The sequence below is a fragment of the Pantoea sp. X-Soil-ISGK-285 genome (assembly GCF_059730815.1).
Map to the genome: position 1 here is coordinate 574,617 of NZ_AP035938.1, position 20,076 is coordinate 594,692.

The window sequence follows — 20,076 nt, forward strand, 5'->3', positions numbered from 1 at the left end:
CACATGTGGTGCCACGTCTCGTACAAGACTGTTACCACGGTTCAAAGAGCCGCAAACTCAGAGAACCTGCGAAATGCCGCTCCGCAAAGGCGGTTTTTCGTTTCAAGGACATGAGATAAGCCCTGCCAACAATTTCTATTTAAGTTAAAAAACAAAAAAGGATGAATAATGGATTTTTTTTCTTGGCTAAATTTTGGATGGGTCGGAAGCTTAATTGGTATATTGGGCCTTATTTTCGGCTTTGTCTTTTTCATTAAATCTTATAAAACCACTGTGCCATGTTATCAATACAGCACAAATATTATTGTTGGAAAGAAAGAAAGTGAGGCATCAAAAAATATAGAAATACTTTTCTTAGGTAAGAATGTAGATAACGTAAAAAGAACTGTGGTTGCAATATGGAATGATGGTAAGCATTATTTGGATAACTCAGTAATCCTGAGGGAAAAGCCATTAACAATAAGCTTTGAAGATGGCGAAATTCTAAGTCACCAAATAAAAAGCAAAACAAATGAATCCATAGTGTCAACTACTAACATGTCTGAAAACGGCGGGGTTATAGTCGAATTTAATTACTTAGACTACAAAGATGGTGTATGCGTAGAGTTGATACACACTAGCAACAGCAATGAACCAATATTGTCGTGTACAATTAAAGGCGTAAAAGGTGGGTTTATAAACAAAGGGAAAATAACCTCTACTACCCCCTCAAAAAAACCTAAAAAATTCTACTATATTATCCCAGTGATGGGCTTTTTAATGATAATAAGTGGGCTTGCATCATTACATGTAGCGAGCATGAAAAAGGAAGGACAAGAAGACTTCATCACTAAGTTTGATTCGTTTGGCAAAAGTTTTCTCACGATTAGCGATAAAGACTATATGACGGGATGGATTATGATAATTAGCGGCGCTATTTATGCGTTAACGCCGGTCGTCATGAAGTTTATATCAAGAACAAAAACACCAAAAAATATGGATATCTCTTAACAAACGAGAGATACGAGACAAGAGGACTGCTCTACAGGAAATTACTGTCTCTATCAGTTCTCGTTATTTACCGAAAAAATATTCGGACGCCTTAGCGCGATGTTTCGGCCACAGGGTCATTTTCGGCACCTTCCCTGTCCATATCGCGAATAATACGCCTGATGATTTCTGCGCGGTTGCACATGGCTATGCACGAAATTGAATGACGGGCATTTTGGCTGCTAAAATCCGGCGCAATGCCCAAAAACATCAAAGTAAATAGCAAATAACGGTGAATGGGTGCGTAGTTTACTTTGCTCACCTGTTCCCTGTTGGTTTACTCGCGGTATTGTTAGAACATTTATGGCGACTCCATTACGAATGCCTACTGATCTCTCAAAGCTGCCTATCAATTAAGTAGGGCTTTGTCTGCATTTTTAGTTGGAGACGACTAAGATAAATGCAAACAGGCAGCCAAGTAGAATGCAAATAGGTAGTCAAGTGAATGCAAACCCAGTCAGGATTCGCTATTCGCAACCTAATCAGTCAAAAATAGATTGAAATTTATACAGTTATGTGAGGTTTAAGACTAATGGATGCAAAGTAATATGGGGGCACAAAAGGGGGCATCTTAAATTTCTTCATTATTTAATTATTTAAGTTCAGTTACTTGCGTATGTTTTCGAGTCCGGCCTTCGCACCAGGTATGGAAATTAAAGTCGCTCAAGGGCGGCTTTTTTTGTGTCTGGGATTTATGCTTCCAAAGCCTGAATCAACCTGCCTCAATCCCCATCAGGTAATGGATGCAGGCAGATCTTGGGGTCCATCCCGTTTCGATAAGGTTTTACCTGCACATGATCCGGAAGAAAGATTTTTCGTAGCCATGGTTATATGAAGGTCCATACAGCAAAGCCTGAGATGTCTCGTATCCATAATAATTAGCCACAAATCATGGGATATCGGATGGGTTTATAACCTTGCCGATTTGCCCCAATAACTGGTGTCCTTGCTCAGATACGCGATACCTTGGTTTTGATGAGGTCTCGTTATAAACAGTATCTACCATTCCATCGTTCATCAGGTTGGTTACTATCGTCGCAACATTGCTAAATCCGGGAATACCCCGTGTAGCAAGGGTGCGATCCAGTATCATCCATGTCCAGTCTATGTCTTTTCCTGCCGTGATTTTCAGGACGTTGAGCTTTGTAGTGGTTAACACGTATTTCTTTGATATCATGAGAAATTATGCCAAGTGTGAATGACGCCTTCCCGGAATGTTTTAAGGCGAGATACTTCATCAAGCCATTAACCAAAAATGAATGGCTGAACCGCCAACAGAGCTTCTGAGGCGGTTCCTGAAACGACTGTTATGATAAATCGGTCTGGATTAAATCTTGATGATCAAGTTCTTCCAGAAGTCGAGAGCCTTGCTCTGATATCTGATAGTGATCCATACCTGCTGGGGTTCTTGGTATTATGTCAACTAATCCCGCTTCGGATAAGCCCCTAATAAGCCGTGCAACATTACCCACTCCATCCATTTTTCGCTTTGACATAGCGCGATCAAGATTATACCAATTCCAATTTACGTCATTTCTTGAAGCTAACAGCTTAAGAATGTTTAGTTCAGTGTTGTTTACCATGATGGGGCATCCGGATGATAAAGGTCATCGCCAGTTATTCTATAATCTTCGAGAGTTGCAGTGTGCGTGTTGTTCCATAAATCATAAGATTCAATGTCATCGGCTGGCCTGCCTGTTTCCCAACCTAAATTACAGTAACGCTGATATTCTCGACACTCATGAGTATAGTAATTCAAGTCTACTTTTTCAGGAGGTATTTCACCGTTTGCAATTTTTTTCAATCTGGAAACCATAAAGTCGTTGCCAGGATCGGGATCAAACCGTGATATGTGTTTTTCTACGATTTGAATCCCTTCATGAGTGATTTTTATTCCGTCTGTTGTCAGGTGCTCTATTGCCCCACCTGCTTTTTCTGGGTCAAATGTTCTTGACGTAAATGTGCCTTTAGCCCCGAATACTTCTGGTTTCTCTAACTCAGGAAATCGCATTCTTCCCATTGTTAGCCCGGCAGCAACAGATGCACCGGTGATAAGTAACCCCTTGTTATCCATGACCTGTTCGTAACCCGCTGGTGCATCCCCGCCGAGTTGCTCTGCGGTCTTCCTGAATCCCTCAATATTGCCGTTGTAAACACCCCCAGCGGCCAGAAGCCGACCCGCTGCTTTACTGTTGATGGTTTTTGCAGCCTGAGCATGTTGAATGGGTGCTGACGGAAGAACGCAGTACACCGGACGTTTTAGTTGATGTGTGATGAGGTAGCTAAGCCGGGAGTGGAGAAACAAAGGCAGGTCATTTCGGAGGTTGCCAGAGGATGTTTGCACCCCCGTTATGACATGACCAATTGCGTCATTTCCCAGTAAAACAACCTTCCCGGATCGAATGTCATCCAGCACGTCTCGGTACGCCATCCAGGGCTGCTGAAAGTGGAACTGACGATATCGGCTGACAAAAAGACCATAATTGCCCGGTAAATCCCACTCCCGGATGATTCTATTTGGCCGAGCGGTCTCCTCAAGGTAACGCACTGCCATATCCGGGTGGATGATGTCGGGAAAGTCATCAAGGTAGATATCATTCGCTGATTTTGCCTGATAGTGATGAAGCATAATGTCCCTATTAGCGCTACCATTGCACACAGCTTACAAAACGACCGATGTTGAGTGAGGTTTAAGACTATCCCTTCATTTAAGAAGAGTGAAGTGTCTGGCGATATCCAGGCGACTAATCAAAAGGTATTTTGGGACTACATGTAAATTATTGTCTGGCACCTCTGACAAAGAGGTCATTGAGGAAAAACAAGATTTACAACGCTTTACAGCTAATGAGATATGGCATTCAAGTTGAAGATTTTTCTCACAGTTTTATGATTATGGCCTGGAGCTTATCAATTGAATCAGGCTTAAAGTTGAGAGATACCGTTGAACGGGAAACAAACCATAAGCCTTCATATTGATATCTTGGTTTGAGCATCAGGGAGTTTTACACTGTGACATCTTAAAATCCGTGTTCTTATTATTATACCAAGGCAGGAGCCATGACGAGTCGTCCGCAGATGATTATCAATGTTCTTCAGGCCAATCCTGATGAACAATTCACAGCCCGTCAGCTTGCCCAGGAGATCATCGATCGATACAGCACAGAGCTTGCCAGTAAACGTCAAAATCCTCGTTTTGCCAGTGATGAAGATTTCTTAAGTCAAATAGCAGCTGAAGTAGGTGGGACCAGAACTGTTCAGGCTAAAGCGATGTGTCCTCAGGTTATGACGCGTGACAAGCCGCGACCCAGGCTATTTTACTGGGGTAAGGAAATTGATAATGGTGTGCAACAAGAATCATCTTTTGATATCGCTCCGACTCCCTCTGCTGAGACAGTAAGTTTTTCCGAGCATGCACTTTATCCGCTTCTGATTGAATACCTTTCTGAAGAAGAAGAACTATTTTGCCGTCGTATCGATGAGAGACGTTCAGGCAATAATAAAGGACCTGGAGCAAACCATTGGCTTTACCCTGACATCGTTGCCTTACAGCCCCTTGATAAGGGGTGGGATAGCGTTGTGCAAAACTGCGTACGCTATAGCGAAGGGCGTTTGACACGTTTGTGGTCATTTGAAGTAAAACGCCAGCTTAACCGCAGCAATGTCAGGGAGTGTATCTTCCAGGCAGTGAGTAATTCAAGCTGGGCTCATTTCGGCTATCTGGTTGCGACCGAAATAAACGAAGATAAGCAACGTAGTGTTGAAAAAGAGCTGCAGATGTTATGTGCACTGCATGGTATTGGCGTGATCCTGCTTAATCCGCAAGATCCCGGCAATAGCCAGACTCTTATTCCGGCGCGGGAGCGAACCAGTATTGACTGGCAATCTGTCAATCGTCTGGTTGTAGAGAACAAGGATTTTAAAGAGTTTATCGATCTGGTTTCTGATTATCACCAGATAGGAAAAGTACATAAAGCGCTATGGAATAGATAAGTCGCTCTGATATTTCAATCAGAAACATCATAGCGAACTGGTGGAAAATCAAACGTAATAAAGTGAGCGAGGACTCGCTCACCAAATGCAAAAAAATAAACTCATACAGATAGCGTTGGGTTGTCCAAAGCTGATCTTTAAAAGAAATAGACCATTTATTTTGGAGGAGATTTTTTGCGGTTGGTAGCTAATTGGAATCCCTCGGGCAACGGTTTGAATTTATCACCATTTTTAGGCCAACGTTTTGCTCTGCTCTGGAAAGCTCTAAGCCCATCAATATCCAAGGTTGCTGCAATGACAAAATCATTATCCCCACCTTTTACGCGAGCAAGATCACGCATAAAGGATTCTTTGGCTGGTGAGCGCACCCGGCTATCACCATACTTACGATTATTTACTAAAATAGTATAAGCATGTACATCAAGAGCTGCTGATTCTATCAAAGAAGAAAAAGTATCAAGATCTTTATTCCAGCTCAAAACCATTAATGCATCAATAGCACCCTGAAAGTGAATTCTAGCCTTGCTATTTTGGAGTTCAGAGCAAATCATGATACCAAAATTGATTCCATTATGAATATAAACAGGTTTTTCTAGTTTTCCTGCAAGAGACGAAAATGCCCAAGATTTCCCATACATTGAAAGCAGAGTCTCATCCTCACTAACAGCAGGTTCGAGTTTTGGTTGCCAAATTTTAACAAATGCAGGATAACCAAGTCTATTGTCCGATAATATAAGCAAAGCTTCACTTATTAATTCATCATTATTAATGTGACGATACTCTGTACCTGCTATAAGGCTAATACCAGCAGCGCTTAATCGTTCTCCGATACTGTTAACCCAGCGTAGAGGGATTGATAGCTCTGGAAATAAGACGTAATCAGGTCTAGGCGAGAGTTTCAATGTAGCATTAACCAGCTCAGATATTCTTTGATATCTGGAACGAGATAAATTTGATTTATTACAGGCCATAGCAGTCCAATCTTCCTCATCTGTCCTGATGTTTGTTAATGCCACTACAATTTTACTTTTCTTATCAGTACCTATACGAAGATTATTCGGAAGCTTATCTTGTTTTGATGATGCTTCATCTGAATCTTGCATCGTTGCCAGTTGTGTTGGTCGTATCCAGACACCACGTAATGCTTGTACATAATTGGCCCAAATATTTGTAGGTGTGTCAGCTGAAGAATTATTATCAATAGAAAATAATCCGACGCACTCCGGTGCTAACTCGGAAATTTCCGAAGGTGTCAAAGGCCTAGTAGGAAAAAGATAAGGGAGATAGCTCTCATTTGCACGATGCTCTTTTTCTACATTTGCTAATCTAAGATTTTTAGTCGATCTTAAAAAAACTCTAAGAGAATTGGTATCGATAAGAGAGGAAGAGCGAAATAACATTAAAACTGCAGCTTCTTTTTTTCTATCACGATCTACAAAAAGTTTTGTTGCTAACTTATTATCCAATATTTTTTTATATGGCTCATGAGCCAGGTCGGCACGGGCTAAAAAAGGTGCTTCTGAGTAAAATTTCGCAAGATCAAAATTCAAACTAAGTATATCTTTAAAGCTGGTCAGGGTTTGAACTATATTTTTAAAGAATATATCTGAAAGACATTTTTCTTTTTTCGAACGCTTTTCAGAAAGTAATTTATCGATGCTGTAATAACGGGTTGCTGCGTCAACAAATAGCCAGCTCAATGTACCTTTGACAAACCTCCAAAGATCATTAATGGCCCGTGTCTTGCAACCATTTATCGATACCTCCTTACCAGAGGTGACCTCAGATGCAAGAATATCAATGGCATTATCAGCCTTACGCACAATTGACTCCGCATGTTGCCACTCATTCATGCTTATAGCGAAACCAAGTAACCTTGGAAGATAACTAAAATGAGCAAATAAATTATCTGGCCTGAGTATATGATTATAAGCGAACTGATAAAAATCTTCTCTCTGCTCTTTCCATTCATGAGGGGGAAGGTCTCGCGCTAGCGTTTCAACATGTCGTAATTGTAATGACCAGCCTAGACGACGGATAGTTAATCCATCAGCGCGACGCAGGGTATCCGCATTTTCACCTACACTACCTGCAGCCGAAAGCACTTTAGCTGCCATAGAATCTTCTAATTGGTCAGGTGAGGGCATTAGTCGATGTTCACTGGAAAGCTCGTAAATCTCTTTTTCGATGCTGTCTAGTAAATCAATACCAGCTTTTCCATGGAGAATGAAAAGCTTTTGCTTATCAGATTGCAGTCTGATAGTTGTTTTTCCTTGAATTTTTTCGCCCTGCTGTATTTCCCAAATTTGATATTTGTTATCAACCAGATTTAAATGATCACTGCCTATCCTATTTTTTAGCAACATCATAAAATCGTGATTATTATTTATCTTTCCGGTATCGCGTAATACCAAAAACATATCGTCTACATAGCGACCATAGTAGATTGGCGATAGTTTTTCTATAATTAGCCTATCCCAGCAATGCAATAAAACATTCGAAATTATGCGGCTGGCAGTTAAGCCAATAACTAGTCCCCCCATAACAGTATATTTTTTATTTGCTATTTTTTCACTGAACACCATTGCTTCATCGGACCAATGATTCAAAAATTTCGCTAATTGTGTAGTGAATTCGATCTCTTCTTCGGTCAGTTCAACACCCAGCGTACTATGGAGATCATTTGAGACTAATGCTAATGGATCAATAAAATGGTAGTAACCCTTCAAATCAAGAGAGGCAGCAATTATATCGTGATCTTTTTCTAACTCATCACGCATTGCTTTTAATCCATCACCACGCCACTTCTTGTAAGGCTGAAAGTAAGGAGTAAAAGAACCAATTGAACTAATATGGAAAGGTCTATCTGCTTTGTCCGACAGTAACTCATCACTGCCGATTCTCTTTAGCCTTGCTCCATAGCAACAGTCCTCTAATTGTGCATCAAACTTATGTCCAACCATATTTATCCATAGTGCGGATATAATATGGCTATTGACTGGAAAGTCACCAACGATTCTAAATTCAGGGATTAAGTCGAAATGTTTGAATAATTCTTTAGCTGATCTTACTGGGTTAGAAAAATGGACATGGCCATTTTCTGGAAGTCCTTCTTTTTTCTTAGTGGATAATTTTTTAGGTAACATACGGAAATTTCCAATAAGATCAGAGTTGTTCTCAAAACCATTATTGTTATGTATGCTTTCTAGGAGATTAGCTAAATTCTCAACAAGATTTTGCTCATATCTGGCAAAGTTAGTGGCAGTAGGAAAGGTATCCTCAAAGAAGCAGTCTGCCTTAGCTTTGCGATAGGCAACTAATAAATCTTCAACTGTTAACTCATCCCAACCAGTAAAAATTGCTTTATACGCCATGTCTAATTGACCTTAATTTAGAGGCTGTACAGAATTAGCTAGTCGTCTTTCATGACCGTCATAAGTGGTGTAAAAACGTTTTTCAATACCATAAAGTAAAAGTTTTAATTCATCATCTGTTGATATTTCAAATTTACTGCTGGCATGGTCGAATTTTAGTTTTTGCTCGCAGTAGCTTTCAATATATGTCAACATGCTGGCTCTATCTGCGACTGACATTGTTTCCAAGGTTGCCATTGCAAGAGCTACTCTTTTCCGATTAGGTTTTGAAACTTTTTCTACGTTGTACTCATCCGCAAGTTCAATAAAAGATTCACCTAAAAACTCTTTGACTTCTTCTTTGGTTGCTTCTTTGTAGAGCATATCAATCCCAGGAAAAATGGATGATATCGTAACTAGATTTCTGAAAATTAACGTGTCAGATGCTGTAAAATATATCGCATCTGGTTTTGAATTAATCACGAGACGATTTGTGCTTTCTTCAACCTTCGCCACTTCACCAAAAACTACAGTCTTTCTTTTAATAAATAGTGAAGAAGTTATTTTTTGAAAATAAAAATTGCCCTCTTGAACTGAAACAACATAAGCAATTTTAGTAAATTGTTCCTTGGTTAAGTCATCATAGTTTTTTGAATCATAATCTCTATTAAAATGTTCAATGCTAAAAGGTTGCTGACTAAACTGTTCAACTTTAAACCAAGCATCCTCATCTAAGTTGTGATCAGGATTATAGGGAATACAAGTAGTTACATCGATATCAACAGTTTCGAAAAGTTTATAATCTGAGATCAATTTACGATATGGCTTTTTACGAAGCCCCTTAACTCTAACCAATACATGATCCATTGCTAACTCCGTTCAATAAATGTGTAGTTGTTAATTCTAAAGGCTGTTGAAATATCAATGTCACTTGGTGTTTTGTACTTCTGACGGCTAATTAAAAAAATCGCAGTTCCATTTTTTGTTTTAACGTTGTAAAACTCATAACCAAAGATGAGAAACAGTGGATTAAAATAAAGTGCTTGAGACAGGAAAGTGAAGATAAACAGAACGCCGTATACAAACCATAATGTCTCCCAATTTCCTACACTAAGAGCCACAAAGAAATAACCTAAATAACTGGGCAAAAAGCTGTTATTGGCATGCTCAATACTATCAATCTCACCTTTTTTGAATTGATCTTTTCCGAGTTTTGAACTTAGCACGATACTTAATCCTGTAAGTAGCACAGGGATAAGCACATATAACAGATAAGATACCGCGTCCGGCAATAAGTTCAGCCAGTTAGGGTTATTGTCTTTGGAAAAAAGGTACTCAAATGTATATCCTTTTTGCACAAGAAATATAATCACTAAAAGAGATGTGGCATTAAATGTAAGTAGCAGCCGAAACGCGGTATTCATAATTACCTCACAGTTATCTGCCCATTGATTAACATAGGGAGAAGCCAATCGCGGAGTTCTATAAGCTGATTATTCTCCAGCTCTAGTTTTTCTTGTCGACGAAATATGTTAGTGACTGTTTTAGTAAATTCATTTGTAACAGTTTCATTTGGAAGAATGATGTTTATTTTCTTGAGTACCGAGCCTGAAACCTCTTTAAAGGTTGATCCCGAAGCATGCTGTTCAATGATGGGGATACATCTTTTTACTGAATAATATACATATTCTGTCGAATACCCCTTCGTAGGGATAAAGGATTTAAAACCTTGATTCGTAGTAACTTCATTTATGGAAATAGCCATATAACCGATTGGTGCTCGTGAGCTTAACAACACAGTTCCTGGAGGGTATTTTTTCAGGGATGCAGCTTTAATTCCAGCATCAGAAACATCTTGTGCTCCATGAGATATAAATTTATACCCTTGGTTATTTGATAGATCGTTTGGTGTAATCCAAGAATTCCCGTTCAATGTAAAATTCTTTGGATTACTTGTTGATGGAGTGCTGCCACCTACTATTTGGCCTAAATCCTCCAACGTTCCGAACGCCCAACCTATAGGTATTTCTTGCTTTAGTATCGGGTTATAAACCATCTTTCCACCGGAGTTTTTATACGGTTGACCATTAGCATCTGGGAAATCAAACTGCACAAACCAGTAGTTGTAAAGTGTTTCCGCCATTGCCTCCAGTTCAGTGTTGATATGATTGTTGGTGGCGATCTTTTTGTCTAATAGCTTTAAAGTCCTGGCGATATTAATCTGCTCGCTTTCCACAATGTCTCTTAGTGATATGTCCTTAATAATAGGCATTGTAAGAAATTTTGTTTGTGAACCTTGAGATTTTTCACGCAATCTTTTTAATTCAAGCTTTAAAGCATAATAGATATAATCTATATCGTAACCCTGTTTAGCTGTCAGAACATAGGTTCGTTGATATGCATTAAATTTACCTTTATATTTGCTAACGTGAAAATTTCCACGGGCATTATTTCCAGCAACGAGTACTACATCATCATCAAATGCGTAGCGATCAATTCGATCAGGAAACTCTGCGCAAGTGAAAAATGGGAATTCACCGTCTGATACTGCTTGATTGGCATCTAATTTCCCTGTAAATATATGACAAGCATCTGCTATTTTTTTACTCATGGATATTCAATCCCTCCAGTTTACGCTTAATCTCTGCTTCCAACTCGCGTGACTGGCTGAACAATTTATTCAGATTGTCAGTAAATCCTTTCATTTTCTCTGAAAACTGTTTAGGAGTTATATCTGTATACTCAATCTTGACATCAAAGTATTGTCCAGCACTGAATGAGTAATTTTTGGCTGCAATATCATCATAAGAAACTAGAACGGAGAAATCTTCTTCGCACCATTTTTTATTAAATACTTCACAGATGCGCTGTTCTTCTTTAACCGTCAGAACAGTTTTTTGGTTTTTACCATCTTTGACTTTCTCCCCTAGATTTGAAGCGTCAATCAGTACCACACCCTCTTTGTTGCTGTCATCAATAAACAAAATAGAAACATTGGTGCCGGTGGTGGCAAAAATATTTGACGGCATAGAAACCACGCCAGCCAGCATTTTATTTTTCACCAGGTGTTCACGAATCCCCTTATCAATGCCGGACTGCTTAGTAATAAAGCCTGTTGGTACGACGACCGCTGCTTTGCCACCAGGCTTCAGTGAGAAAATGATGTGTTGCAGGAACAATTGGTAAATGGACATTTTGTTCTTTGCCGCTTTTGGTACTTTAGGGATACCGGCAAAGAAGCGCTCCTTATTCTCTTTACTGTCCAGAGAGTCACGAAAGTCGCTGAAATCCATATTAAACGGAGGGTTAGAAACAATATAATCAAAGCGTTTTGTCTCATGACCGTCTTTGTGGTATGGATGCAAAATCGTGTTGCCCTGAACTACATTCGGGATGGAGTGCACCAGATTATTAAGAATTAAGTTCAGGCGCAGCAGGCTGGAAGATTTTTGTGAAATGTCCTGAGCAAAAATACTGCAACGATCCTCGCCGATAGCGTGGGCTACGTTCATTAACAGCGTACCTGAACCGGCTGAGGGGTCATAACAGCTCACATCACGTATTTTGCCCTGCTGCTCTTTTGGGACTAGGATCTCAGCCATAATGCGAGCAACGGCGTGCGGCGTGTAGTATTCGGCATATTTTCCGCCAGAGTTGCTGTTGTAGTCTTTGATCAGGTACTCAAAGATGGTGGCGTAGAAATCAAATTTTTGGGTAAAAATACGCTCAAAACTGAACTGACCAAGCTTATTGATAATAGCGCGGCAGAAGTCATCACGTTTAGATTCATCCGCTATGTATTGGCTAATACGGTCGAACAGCACCACTTTAGCGCCACCATCAGTTTTCACGGCAAAGACATCATTGTTCGTAACGGCTATATCCAACAAGGTATCGTCAAAAGTTTTAGCAAAATCTGCAGCATTTTGATTATTAAACAGATAGCTGATGAAGTGGTGCGGCTTCAGGGTTGCAGTATCCGCACTCATCTTGAGTTGCAGTTTGTTTAATTGCTCTTCACTCATGGCGCTTAGCACATCTTCCCAGCGCTTTTCATCAGCTAGCTTTGGATCAACTTTTTTCGCCTCAAAGGCAAATTTGTCGTTCAGGAATTTGTACAGAAATGCCTGCGTGATGATTTTGAATTCGTTACCATCGTTACCCAGACCATAGTTGGCGCAAATGCTTTTCAGGTTGTCGATCAGGGCCTTAGTTTTATCTCTAAATTCTAGCTCTACCACGTTCTTGCTCCGGTATTAAATTCGTTCAGGTACTCTGCGACAATCAGGCGGTTGATGTCTTTGGCTGCGTCGGCACTCAGGTTGATATGGTGTACATCTTCAAAGTGGTTGATCACGCAAGACACCAACTGTTTTTCAAAGTAACTTTCGTTGTTCAGTATCTGGCTGTTGTTCAATACTTTTTCATCAGCATCCTGCTTCACACCAAACAACGCCTCAAAAATTTTACGCTCTGGCTCACCAAATGCGCCGCGCTCCTGTAACCGCTTATGAGTTCGGGCATATTTCCGGTCTCCCCGATACTTCTGGCGGAGCAGGTTGTTCTGGCGGTTCAGCTCTTTGATGCGGTCATGAATTCTATTGAGTGTGCCAATATTCGCAACCATTTCGTGCTGCGTGACGTCACTGAGTTTCTTTTTCTTAAACAGGCGTTCCAGCTCTTCTTTAAGGGTAACGAAGTGTGGGTCTTGCTGATCAAAGTTGCTTGCTAATGCTTCACGGGTGCGGCGTAGAGTCTGCTTCAGCTTGTCGGCCAGAACCAGCTCCTCTTCGCCCACCTTCACGAACTCGAAAATTACATCTTCCAATGCGCGATTTAGTAACCCGGAGATATCCTCACCCTGTTCCAGATTTTCTCTCAGATTGAGCAAGTCAAGGCGAGCACTAGCGACACGGTAGAGGACATTGAGCCGGTTAAAATCAAGCTCTGTGAGGAAGTCATAGTCACCCTGCAGGCGAATAACGTTATATAGACTTCTGGCATCGGCCAGAGCGTTTTTTAGTACCAGCGCAGTTTCACGATCCTGGATTTCGTTGATTTGGTCGGAGAAGATTTCTGCGTTTTCGGTATCAAACTGGAACAGCACATCCTTGATGTGTTCGATTTCCTGGCGAATTTCCTCCTGAGATTTGAATAACTGGGAGTAGTTAGCCATCTCGTCGCCCAGCTCATCCTGTAGTTCTTCGAAGTAAGCCTTATTAGTGGCATCGAACTCTTGGCTAATGTCGGCAAAATCCACCACATAGCCATAACGAAAATTCTTGTAGGTTCGATTAACGCGGGTTAGCGCCTGTAACAGACCATGTTTTCGGATCACGCGCCCGAGATAAAGTTTTTTCAGACGTTTTGCATCAAAGCCGGTAAGCAACATGTTGTAGACAAATAACAAATCGATTTTCCCTGCTTTAAAATCGTCTACCCAATCTTTTCGCTCTTGCTTTGTGCCAACATCATGAAGAATTAAGGCAGCGTTCTTAATAGAGCTCTTCTTACGACCGGGAACGCTGTAAAGCGCCTGAGGCTCGGCAGCCTGAGGATAGCCTACGATCTCTTGCTGTTCAGATTGCTTATCAGGAGAAGCAAACTCTTCATTAAAAAGTTCAAACATCTGTTTAGCCTGCTCAGAGCTGGAGCAGATAACCATCCCACCAATGGAGTCGTCATTGTAGGTTTTACGGCTATTTTCGAAATCAGTAGTAATGTAATTCAGCATTGGTTTAACAAAGCTTGGGTGCGAATAGACTTGAGTCTGCTGCCCGCTACCCATTTGTACCTCAGCATCTTTTAGCGCTTCCAGTAACACTATTCTGTAGTTACTGGCAATTTCTTCGCGGATAAGGCGCAGTGTATATCCGTCTGCAATAGAAGCATCGTAATAGTATTTGTGGATATATTCACCAAACATTAACCGCGAGTTGCAGTCGCTTCCTAGAAGTGGTGTTCCGGTCAAGCCTATTTTAATCGCGTTGGTATCTGACAGGGTTAGATTGGCAAGGAAACTGCCCGTTGGATTATAACTACGATGAACTTCATCCAGAAAATAGACTCGCTGAATACTGACATCATAATCTTTGGTCGTAACTACATCAGGGTCATCTTTAAATTTCTGAATGTTGACGACGGTGATTTCAGGCTTTCCAAGATGGTTATGAATAACCTGTGTTACTTTAATGTCACGAGAAAAGTCTTCACGAGAATCGATAAGATGAACCGTCAATCCTCGAGCTGTGAACTCACGATGCGCCTGTTGTAATAAATCCAGTCGGTCAACAATAAAATAGAATTTAGGGATCACCTGTTTTTTCTGAAAATAATCCGTCAGAAAGCTCACGTTGTAATAGGCCAGCGCAGTTTTGCCACTACCTTGTGTATGCCAAATGATTCCTTTTTTGAGTCCTGCATCAAACTTGCGTGCTATTGCCTTTGTAGCAAACAACTGCGGGTAGCGCATGATGTGCTTCTCAAGTCCAGTGGACTCTGTGACATAAACCAGCGCATAGCGCAGAATAAATGCCAGACGATCTCGGCTCAGGAGCGAAGTACAAATGCGATTAGTCGGTCGATTATAATCTTTATTGATCTGGAACTCAGGGCTGTTACGAATCACTTCAAGGTTATTGTCTTTTAACACAACTAATTCAGATTCTTCAGACAACGGCTTTAACATTGCCGTCAGGTCAAAAATCTCTTCTTCACGGAAATAGTTGAATACGGGCTTATGATACGAACTGCTGGCGTAGAATGCTCCTTGAATCGGTTCCGGGTCGCCGTCGTCATACTCCATGTTGTTGGAGAAGATCATAAATTGTGTGATGTTGGCAAAACGCCTAAATTTCTGGTTTCGAAAACGCTCGTTGATACGTTTTCGTTCATCAATAATGCCTTCCCGATTATTTGGCTTTTTAACCTCGATGAAAACCAATGGCATACCATTAATCAGCAATGTGATATCAGGACGGAATTCTTCATCGTCATTCACACAAGTCAGCTCGGTAACAACATGGAAGCTGTTGTTGTTGAAATTTTCAAAATCAATAAGTTTGATATTAGAGCGGTCTGTTATTTTTTCGAAAAATGCGCGCCCTAAATCTTCGTTATCTAGTAAGAGTGTTATCTCTTTAAGAAAGCGTTCTACGTCATCCGAGCTAGTATTGGGGTTTATCCTGGCAATCGAGGTTTTGAAAATCTCAGGGAAAATATTAGTTCCCTTGTCCCAATCCTGCCCTTTGAGTGATAGATAGGTATAACCCAACCTAATGAGATGAAGAATCGTTGGGATTTTTACGCGAGTATCTTCAGTAAATTTCCCTATTTTGGTAGGCGTTATCATTCCTCAAGTATCCTCTCAAACAATTTGCTTATGTCGCATTGGAAGAGGGCACAAAGCTTATCTACCGCCTCCAAATCAACCTTTTGAGCAGTTTCTTTGTACATCAGCGTTATGGTATTGCGGCTGATGCCGGTTTCTCTGACTACATCAGCGATGCGCATTTTGTGCTCACCCATTAGTCGGGCTAGATGGCAACGGATCATTGTTGTCCTACTATGCAAATGTATTAGTGGTTATCGTAACACTATACGATTTTTTTAGCCTTACCGAACATTTTTTCAGTTAAGCTTAAAAATTTTTTCATTATACAAAGTTTTTAGTTATGAAAGTGGTAGCCCGAGAGCATTTTTGACCTTAATCGGAGTTAGGGACATTGACCTGCTCCCCGTTGATTAATACATCGCGATGTTAGTAATGTCTTCATCAGTCACATGAGGACATTCTCATGAAGAAGCGTTTTTCCGACGAACAGATCATCAGTATTCTCCGCGAGGCCGAAGCCGGGGTTTCTGCACGGGAACTCTGCCGCAAGCATGCTATTTCAGACGCTACTTTCTACACCTGCCGCAAGAAGTTTGGCGGCATGGAAGTCCCTGAGGTAAAGCGGCTCAAGTTACCTGAAGAGGAGAACGCCCGACTCAGGAAACTGCCCGCTGAAGCCATGCTGGATAAGGAGGCGCTTCAGGTGGCTCTGGGCCGAAAGTTCTGACGACAGACCAGAAGCGGGAAGCCGTCGCTTTGGTTATCGTCGGATCTGGCAGTTATTGCGTCGTGAGGGCCTTCACGTCAACCACAAGCGGGTATACCGTATCTATCACCTTAACGGCCTGGGTGTAAAGCGCAGGCGACGCCGTAAGGGTCCGGAGACTGAGCGGCTTCCGCTGCTTCGCCCGGATGCGCCGAACCTGACATGGTCGATGGATTTTGTCATGGATGTACTTGCCAGCGGCCGCCGGATTAAATGCCTGACCTGCTTGGATGATTTTACGAAGAAGTGTCTGTCGATCACCCCCGCTTTCGGTATTCCAAGCATTCATATGCATGGTTAAAATTTCGTCGGTTCGGGCACTTTGCATCAGTATGCAAAAGAAGTAATGCGGCACCAGGTGCTATAGTTAAGGTAACAGGATGTCAGCCTGATGCGCGTATTCAAAACTTAATGTTTCAGCAAGGCAGCGAAATCTCACGCCATTAAAGATAGTGAGTTATGTCGGACTATAGAGGCAGTAGTGCAGGGGAAGGCTGACGATCCTGGTTGTGGTGTTTACAAGAAGCGCCTGAACCAGAATCGCGATCGCGCCATTATCCTGGCGAAAGGTGGGGAGCACTGATTTTACACGTTCCTTTATGCCAAACAGGATATGGCAAATATTGATAATCGCGAGCTGGCCGGATTTCGCGAGTTAGCAAAGCACTATGCTGCTCTTAGCGATGAAAAGATCACGGCACTGATTAAGAGTAAAGAACTGGTGGAGATTTGCCATGACTGCAAAAAGTAAATTCAAGAGTCCTGCCTTTGAGGCCATCCACAGCGCGGCTTCTGGATTATTAAGCGTCGATGCTATCCCGCAGGAAACGATGCGCAACTTTGATAAAGCGTGCCTCAACAATGTGGATGAGCTGCAACCCATCAAGATTAAGGCGTTGCGTGAGAAGCTGAACGTCAGCCAGCCCGTTTTTGCCAGCTATCTGAACACCAGTGTGTCAACGGTGCAGAAATGGGAAAGTGGGGTAAAGCGTCCAGGTGGATTATCGCTGAAATTGCTTACCGTAGTGCAGAAGCATGGGTTGAAGGTATTGGTTTGAGTGAGTTGTACTGGCTGCAGCATTAAATGGAAACCTGACTGAATCACGGCGCAGAAAGAACAATTTTAACCTCGATAATTGAGAGAAATCAGCTTTAAGCCATACACTGAAAAATTGAGGTCGGGAAAATTCTTGAATGTATTGAAGCACCATTTCATGAGCAACAATATGAGACTGTAAGGATTAGTGCAGTAACATGGGGAGAATACAATGAGGAGGAAAGTTAAACTCTCCCTGATAACTCTCTATTTATTGAGTCAGGAAGAATAGCTGTTGGTGATTTTCTGATATCCGGGACTAATGTTATTGATGTTTTTTCCTGGTGCGCTTCTTATTATTTCCTGCCAGGTAAACCTTACGCTTTATATTAAAATGATTTTATAAATTACTTATTTCGCTCTGTTTTTAGCTGGACTTTTCTTCCCTTTCCTGATGATATGTACAGGTATTTAGCGCGGTGCGGATGTGCGCCAACACACCCGCGCCGCTAATCACAATCACTATTTATAGGGAATAGTAATCATGACTGACGCCCATTCTATTGCACAACCGACTGAACCAGAAGTCTCTCCTGCAGATAACCGGCAATTAACCGTTAGCTATGCAAGCCGCTATCCGGATTACAGCCGAATACCCGCTATCACCATGAAAGGACAATGGCTGGAAGCAGCCGGTTTTGCCACGGGTACAGCAGTAGATGTAAAGGTAATGGAAGGTTGTATTGTTCTCACCGCCCGGCAGGAGAGCGAATTGATGCAGTCTCTGCGCCAGGTATGCAAGTTGTCGGCGCGGAAACAAAAGCAGGTGCAGGAGTTTATTCAGGTTATTGCCGGTAAACAGAAAGTCGTCTGAGTGTAAAACCGCTCCCGACATCGCATCGGGAGCGGTTAAGTGTCAGGAAGCGTAATGTAGAAAGAGGGGGCTTCAGACTACATCCTCGCGGGCCTCTTGGTGTATCTTTAGGTTGTATCACTTTGCAACACAGAACTGATTTCATCGCTATTCGGCAAGCATTACTCTCTACTTCACAAGTGAAATTACGTAATGGACTAATGTCTTTTGGCACAATTGAGGTGGTTTTAAATGGAAGCAAAACGTGTCCCAGCGGGGTTTAGAATCCTTATCGCAGTATCTTTGTTTGTAATGACGTTCCTTCTGGTAAGACCGTCAGATCCATCGACACAAGGAGAGCAGCAGTTTTGGACAGAGTTAGCAACGCTATTTAATCAACGCGATATTGAGGGTTTCGTGGGGATTGCGCTATTAGTGATATGTACAATGGTAACACTCATTGGTTATCAGATTATAGTCAGAGCGATTGAGAGGAAAAGTAACATTAAGAAATGATTTTTATATGGTGTGAATTAATTCTGGCAGAAGTTGAAAAATTACTTATAAATTGAATCATGTAAATTCGCTCACATTGTGCATTAAATTATTAAGACATGTATGGCTAAACCTTAGGTTTTCTTGCCCAAAAATACGTGCATGCGTGATTGAGTTGCATTATAACCTGCTCACCGTTTTCTGGTGTATCCACCACCGGGACATCGGGTTTTCGTTGCCTGATTGTTTAATTCACTTTCCTGCAGTCCGATTATCCCCCTGGAAATAAAAGAGACAACACAGGGATGCTTATATGGGATTGAGTCTGCCAGAAAAACCGTCTTATTTGCCTGTCGGGGAATAATCTTCCGCCGGAGTCGTGTGAACGTATCATCAGCTCTTTTGCAGCATGGAGCCACGCCGGACAGGACTACCAGTTTGATGATCGCTGGCATCACCAGCGCTATATCGTCAATATCGAACCACAATCCAGCTATCCCCTTGCCGGAACGCTTTCCAGACACGGAGAACGGTCAAAGGAACAACTAAAAGCCATGATAGAGTGTGGTGATGTGGTATGCCTGAATGATGTGTGTGTTCTGTCCGCCGGGCTGTTTTACATTGACGACAACGGTAAGTTAATTTGCGGCAATGAAAATGCCTTCAGATTCGGTGGAGCGAAAACACTATCGGTGCGTTTAATCCTGCAGTGAGTAAGTGCGATCACCGACGCTCTGACGGAATACCTGCGCCAACCTCATTAAGGCAGCTCCGCGTGGGAGGCGGGAGACAACCAGCCAGTAACCTACGGAACGCTTAACATCAAAACGTCGGCCGGTTACTCGCTGCTGGCGGTATCTGTAACGATAATAGTGAGGGGTTTCGTATAATGGCTGAACAGTTTGGTGGCGATGTCTTCAGCAACTGATTAGTGTCAGGCGGGGAAACCCCTGGTTAACCTGTATCACAGATTAGATAATAGTTGCTTTAGTCAATTCAACAGGAAAGCTTGCCCCTTAAAATTATAAAGGGCAATAATTAAACTATAGTTAATTGATGTTTTTCGTATTTTAATATAATTATTGTTTGAGCGCTTATTGCACTCTGTACCCGGTACCTGAAATATCAGATAATCGCGGGTGGGTTTTCCCTGGTGTTGACTTGGTCTTTGACCTCCTGACCGCTAAGCATGGTGAGTGCCCGGTGGTCAGGTACTTTTTT

At 41.7% G+C, this 20,076-nt stretch carries 17 protein-coding genes and 3 pseudogenes; 9 read left to right on the forward strand and 11 right to left on the reverse strand.

Annotation, left to right across the window (positions count from 1 at the left end):
- Nucleotides 1-168: 168 nt before the first annotated feature.
- Nucleotides 169-990, forward strand: a complete 822-nt coding sequence (locus AC6I8B_RS02590) for a hypothetical protein (RefSeq protein WP_010671757.1) — start codon at nucleotides 169-171, stop codon at nucleotides 988-990.
- 91 nt (nucleotides 991-1,081) lie between these two features.
- Here AC6I8B_RS02590 and AC6I8B_RS02595 read toward each other — a convergent pair whose 3' ends face one another.
- The 4 genes from AC6I8B_RS02595 to AC6I8B_RS02610 form a co-directional block, all read right to left on the reverse strand.
- On the reverse strand, nucleotides 1,082-1,291 hold the full coding sequence (locus tag AC6I8B_RS02595) for a hypothetical protein (RefSeq protein WP_138919693.1): 210 nt from the start codon (nucleotides 1,289-1,291) through the stop codon (nucleotides 1,082-1,084).
- Nucleotides 1,292-1,918: 627 nt separating this feature from the next.
- Nucleotides 1,919-2,122, reverse strand: coding sequence for a hypothetical protein (locus tag AC6I8B_RS02600; protein WP_497817734.1), 204 nt, complete (start codon nucleotides 2,120-2,122; stop codon nucleotides 1,919-1,921).
- A gap of 214 nt (nucleotides 2,123-2,336) precedes the next feature.
- The gene (locus AC6I8B_RS02605; RefSeq protein ID WP_033759756.1) at nucleotides 2,337-2,612 is read right to left on the reverse strand and encodes a hypothetical protein; all 276 of its coding nucleotides are present in this window, start codon (nucleotides 2,610-2,612) and stop codon (nucleotides 2,337-2,339) included.
- Nucleotides 2,606-3,658, reverse strand: coding sequence for a hypothetical protein (locus AC6I8B_RS02610; RefSeq protein WP_354438978.1), 1,053 nt, complete (start codon nucleotides 3,656-3,658; stop codon nucleotides 2,606-2,608). The genes AC6I8B_RS02605 and AC6I8B_RS02610 overlap by 7 nt, the downstream gene beginning before the upstream one ends.
- Before the next feature lie 428 nt (nucleotides 3,659-4,086).
- On the opposite strand from AC6I8B_RS02610, the gene AC6I8B_RS02615 reads away from it, so the two are divergent.
- Nucleotides 4,087-5,019, forward strand: coding sequence for a COG2958 family protein (locus tag AC6I8B_RS02615; protein ID WP_497816129.1), 933 nt, complete (start codon nucleotides 4,087-4,089; stop codon nucleotides 5,017-5,019).
- Between the two features lie 155 nt (nucleotides 5,020-5,174).
- Here the strand turns inward: AC6I8B_RS02615 and AC6I8B_RS02620 are convergent, their stop codons facing one another.
- Genes AC6I8B_RS02620 through AC6I8B_RS02650 form a run of 7 tightly spaced genes read right to left on the reverse strand, consistent with a single transcriptional unit; the run spans nucleotide 5,175 to nucleotide 15,926 of the window.
- On the reverse strand, nucleotides 5,175-8,393 hold the full coding sequence (locus AC6I8B_RS02620) for an RNA-dependent RNA polymerase family protein (RefSeq protein WP_497816130.1): 3,219 nt from the start codon (nucleotides 8,391-8,393) through the stop codon (nucleotides 5,175-5,177).
- Between the two features lie 12 nt (nucleotides 8,394-8,405).
- Nucleotides 8,406-9,239: an ATP F0F1 synthase synthase gene (locus AC6I8B_RS02625; RefSeq protein ID WP_497816131.1), complete on the reverse strand. Its 834-nt coding sequence runs from the start codon at nucleotides 9,237-9,239 to the stop codon at nucleotides 8,406-8,408.
- A 2-nt stretch (nucleotides 9,240-9,241) separates the two neighbouring features.
- On the reverse strand, nucleotides 9,242-9,796 hold the full coding sequence (locus tag AC6I8B_RS02630) for a KwaA family protein (RefSeq protein WP_497816132.1): 555 nt from the start codon (nucleotides 9,794-9,796) through the stop codon (nucleotides 9,242-9,244).
- Nucleotides 9,797-9,798: 2 nt separating this feature from the next.
- Entirely contained in the window at nucleotides 9,799-10,983 is a 1,185-nt protein-coding gene (locus AC6I8B_RS02635) for a restriction endonuclease subunit S (protein ID WP_497816133.1), read from the reverse strand.
- Entirely contained in the window at nucleotides 10,976-12,613 is a 1,638-nt protein-coding gene (locus AC6I8B_RS02640; RefSeq protein WP_497816134.1) for an HsdM family class I SAM-dependent methyltransferase, read from the reverse strand. The genes AC6I8B_RS02635 and AC6I8B_RS02640 overlap by 8 nt, the downstream gene beginning before the upstream one ends.
- Entirely contained in the window at nucleotides 12,607-15,723 is a 3,117-nt protein-coding gene (locus AC6I8B_RS02645; RefSeq protein ID WP_497816135.1) for a type I restriction endonuclease subunit R, read from the reverse strand. The genes AC6I8B_RS02640 and AC6I8B_RS02645 overlap by 7 nt, the downstream gene beginning before the upstream one ends.
- Nucleotides 15,720-15,926 (reverse strand): helix-turn-helix domain-containing protein, encoded by a 207-nt coding sequence (locus AC6I8B_RS02650; protein ID WP_261109885.1) that lies wholly within the window; start codon nucleotides 15,924-15,926, stop codon nucleotides 15,720-15,722. The genes AC6I8B_RS02645 and AC6I8B_RS02650 overlap by 4 nt, the downstream gene beginning before the upstream one ends.
- Before the next feature lie 242 nt (nucleotides 15,927-16,168).
- Between AC6I8B_RS02650 and AC6I8B_RS02655 the strand changes: the two are divergent.
- The 7 genes and pseudogenes from AC6I8B_RS02655 to AC6I8B_RS02685 form a co-directional block, all read left to right on the forward strand.
- Nucleotides 16,169-16,763: pseudogene (locus AC6I8B_RS02655) on the forward strand (transposase); the annotation flags it as partial.
- A 150-nt stretch (nucleotides 16,764-16,913) separates the two neighbouring features.
- Nucleotides 16,914-17,222: pseudogene (locus AC6I8B_RS02660) on the forward strand (type II toxin-antitoxin system RelE/ParE family toxin).
- Nucleotides 17,206-17,529, forward strand: a complete 324-nt coding sequence (locus AC6I8B_RS02665; RefSeq protein ID WP_497816136.1) for a helix-turn-helix domain-containing protein — start codon at nucleotides 17,206-17,208, stop codon at nucleotides 17,527-17,529. Before AC6I8B_RS02660 ends, AC6I8B_RS02665 begins: the two are co-directional and overlap by 17 nt.
- 522 nt (nucleotides 17,530-18,051) lie before the next feature.
- On the forward strand, nucleotides 18,052-18,381 hold the full coding sequence (gene symE / locus AC6I8B_RS02670) for an endoribonuclease SymE (RefSeq protein ID WP_033770916.1): 330 nt from the start codon (nucleotides 18,052-18,054) through the stop codon (nucleotides 18,379-18,381).
- Nucleotides 18,378-18,644, forward strand: coding sequence for a tlde1 domain-containing protein (locus tag AC6I8B_RS02675; RefSeq protein WP_163842272.1), 267 nt, complete (start codon nucleotides 18,378-18,380; stop codon nucleotides 18,642-18,644). Before symE ends, AC6I8B_RS02675 begins: the two co-directional genes overlap by 4 nt.
- 603 nt (nucleotides 18,645-19,247) lie before the next feature.
- The gene (locus AC6I8B_RS02680; RefSeq protein WP_497817735.1) at nucleotides 19,248-19,568 is read left to right on the forward strand and encodes a DUF8093 domain-containing protein; all 321 of its coding nucleotides are present in this window, start codon (nucleotides 19,248-19,250) and stop codon (nucleotides 19,566-19,568) included.
- A gap of 116 nt (nucleotides 19,569-19,684) precedes the next feature.
- Nucleotides 19,685-19,771: pseudogene (locus AC6I8B_RS02685) on the forward strand (hypothetical protein); the annotation flags it as partial.
- Nucleotides 19,772-20,076: the final 305 nt, after the last annotated feature.

Bases quoted from the DNA above. Each gene is read 5' to 3' on its own strand.
- AC6I8B_RS02590 (WP_010671757.1), top strand. From the start codon at position 169: ATGGATTTTTTTTCTTGGCTAAATTTTGGATGGGTCGGAAGCTTAATT.
- AC6I8B_RS02600 (WP_497817734.1), bottom strand. From the start codon at position 2,122: ATGATACTGGATCGCACCCTTGCTACACGGGGTATTCCCGGATTTAGC.
- AC6I8B_RS02605 (WP_033759756.1), bottom strand. From the start codon at position 2,612: ATGGTAAACAACACTGAACTAAACATTCTTAAGCTGTTAGCTTCAAGA.
- AC6I8B_RS02610 (WP_354438978.1), bottom strand. From the start codon at position 3,658: ATGCTTCATCACTATCAGGCAAAATCAGCGAATGATATCTACCTTGAT.
- AC6I8B_RS02615 (WP_497816129.1), top strand. From the start codon at position 4,087: ATGACGAGTCGTCCGCAGATGATTATCAATGTTCTTCAGGCCAATCCT.
- AC6I8B_RS02620 (WP_497816130.1), bottom strand. From the start codon at position 8,393: ATGGCGTATAAAGCAATTTTTACTGGTTGGGATGAGTTAACAGTTGAA.
- AC6I8B_RS02625 (WP_497816131.1), bottom strand. From the start codon at position 9,239: ATGGATCATGTATTGGTTAGAGTTAAGGGGCTTCGTAAAAAGCCATAT.
- AC6I8B_RS02630 (WP_497816132.1), bottom strand. From the start codon at position 9,796: ATGAATACCGCGTTTCGGCTGCTACTTACATTTAATGCCACATCTCTT.
- AC6I8B_RS02635 (WP_497816133.1), bottom strand. From the start codon at position 10,983: ATGAGTAAAAAAATAGCAGATGCTTGTCATATATTTACAGGGAAATTA.
- AC6I8B_RS02645 (WP_497816135.1), bottom strand. From the start codon at position 15,723: ATGATAACGCCTACCAAAATAGGGAAATTTACTGAAGATACTCGCGTA.
- AC6I8B_RS02650 (WP_261109885.1), bottom strand. From the start codon at position 15,926: ATGATCCGTTGCCATCTAGCCCGACTAATGGGTGAGCACAAAATGCGC.
- AC6I8B_RS02665 (WP_497816136.1), top strand. From the start codon at position 17,206: ATGACTGCAAAAAGTAAATTCAAGAGTCCTGCCTTTGAGGCCATCCAC.
- symE (WP_033770916.1), top strand. From the start codon at position 18,052: ATGACTGACGCCCATTCTATTGCACAACCGACTGAACCAGAAGTCTCT.